At 36.7% G+C, this 2,474-nt stretch carries 1 pseudogene; it reads right to left on the bottom strand.

Features of this window, described 5'->3' with window-relative positions:
* Nucleotides 1–2,192, bottom strand: a pseudogene (locus ACFIJS_RS08735) (autotransporter outer membrane beta-barrel domain-containing protein); the annotation flags it as partial.
* Between the last annotated feature and the right edge of the window lie 282 nt (nucleotides 2,193–2,474).

Raw genomic sequence — 2,474 nt, 5'->3', positions numbered from 1 at the left:
GTAGGAAGTGGATTGGGTGGCAAAGGGGAAGGATCAACAGGATCAGAGGATATAGAAGAAGCAGGTGTAGCAGATGTCAATGATGTAGGAAGTGGATTGGGTGGCAAAGGGGAAGGATCAACAGGATCAGAGGATATAGAAGAAGCAGGTGTAGCAGATGTTAATGATGTAGGAAGTGGATTGGGTGGCAAAGGGGAAGAATCAACAGGATCAGAGGATATAGAAGAAGCAGGTGTAGTAAATGTTAATGATGTAGGAAGTGGATTGGGTGGCAAAGGGGAAGGATCAACAGGATGAGATGATGTAAAGGAAGAAGGTGCAACAGATATACTATTATAAGAATTTACTGTAGAATAAATATAGATACCTTCAAGACGAAAATCCCAAAAATTCCCCTCGCCTTCCACTAATCTTTGCGTAACATCCGCTTCTCCAAAAGGCGAACTCGGACCATAACCACGAAGACGATATTGATAAGGAAAACCATTCACCGTAGTATAACCATTGGCTAACTTAAAAGAATCTTCCTTTGCTGTTCCAGCAACTTGAATGAGTGAAATGCTTTGATCTTTTCCGTCATATACCTCTTTTCTTGAAACTTTTAAAAAATTTTGCACATGAATGAGAGTCGTTCCAGAAACATCACCATAGATCAAAATGCGATCCGTCCTTTGGGGATCAAACAAACCCTCATCATTCAAAAATGCACTCAACTTAATCTGAACATTTCCCTCAGCACTATAAGCTTTTTTATATGCTGACAATACTACTTTGTCTCCTTCATTTATATCCGTGCTTTTTCCAATGCGCAGCGTTTGATAATCACTCGATATATCTTCATCATCAAAGATCAGTGTACTATTGGAAAGACTTAGAGATGAAAGCGATGAAACAGAGTCTTGTAACCCGTTGTATTTACTTTTAGTAAGATACCATGTTGAACCACGCGTTAACTCTAAATCAACAGTTGAACTATCCTCAACACGCGTACCTCCTGTAAGAGAAGAAGCGCTTGCTTTCACCAATAGAGAAGAGTTATTGTTAGCTTTTAGCAACAAATCACCGGAGATCTTTGTTTCATCCGATAATTCAAGAGTTCCTTTAACTTCATAGCCTCTATTCCCCTTCGCATAAATCGCAATACCATCTGGAACTGTCATATTTGTCTGTGATAAATAAACAACTGCCCCCCCCGTGATAACTGTTTTGGTTTCTAAAATCTTTTCATTATTTCGTTTCCCTGACACCTTAACAAGCTCTTCTGGAGCTAAAACATTAAAGAACAGGCCATGTACTCCCTCCCCTTTCACAGAAATATTGTTTTTTTCTATCTTAATACTTGTATTCTTAAAACCATCTGGTGAAACATATTTTTGAATTAATTTGCCATTATCGTCTACATAACCTGAAAAGTTTTTAATCAAGAATGCATGCATATGATTAAGATGAATAAAATTGTTTTTCAAATGAACATCCCCCCCTTGAAAAACCTCAAAAGCTTCCGGCAATACTCCCATAGCGCCATCACCATCTGTTCTAGCTTCCTCCCTCCTTCCTTGCCCCGTAATACCCATAGTATCAAGAAGATACCTCCCCCCAAACCGAGTTGAAAATGAGCCAATCTGATTAAAATTAACGGTACCATCTGACATTCTAACCATTGCATCAAAAACACTCATAATACCGATCCCTTTTACCTTCAAATTATCTGGCTGAATATCGATATTCACACTCACTAAAGCAATATCCGTTTCTTTTCCCCATGCATAAATAGCATGTGAAACGCCCTTAATTTCCCCTACTGTCATGCTAATGACTGCATTTTGAGCACGAAGAGCAGGTATGTCCTTAAAATCTGCAGCTGTTAGATTAAGTTTTCCACCATTTCTTACATACGCCCCATAGGCAGATATTTTATCTGGATTATCGCCATAAACTGTTATCTGAGAGGCATTAACAACAGTGCCAGCTTTTTCTACATATATAGCTGCAATAGGCGCAGCCTCCTGAAAATTTTTTAAGTAATAAACTTTATCTGCGAGAAAGTATGTTTTTCTATCAACACATTTATAAAATGCCTCTCCTGCATCACTTGAAGATCCTGCAGCACTAACATAAGTAACCTGCAAAAAATAAAGAATAGCTGTTGTAAAGTTACACAAAAATACATGTTTTTGAAATACATAAACCATAACTCTTCCCGACTCCTATTGCCCTATTTTTATTCATTTAAGAATAATATCTATATTTAAGCTAACAAACTTCTTAAAATAAAATAAATATAAAACTAAAGAGCTACTTTTAATACTTAAAATAACAATATATACTTATATATAAGTTACTATATAGTTTATGTATAGCTAAAAAAGATAGTGTAACCCGCCTGAAAAAATGGACCCAGAAAAACCAACTTTCTTAAATTTATGCTGATAAGTTAAATCTCCATAAAGAGAAAGTTTTGAAGAAAGACGAGC

The organism is Bartonella sp. OT172YNZD, from assembly GCF_042193725.1.
In the GTDB taxonomy this organism is placed as follows: Bacteria; Pseudomonadota; Alphaproteobacteria; order Rhizobiales; family Rhizobiaceae; genus Bartonella; species Bartonella grahamii_A.
This window is presented reverse-complemented; position numbering and strand designations above follow the sequence as displayed.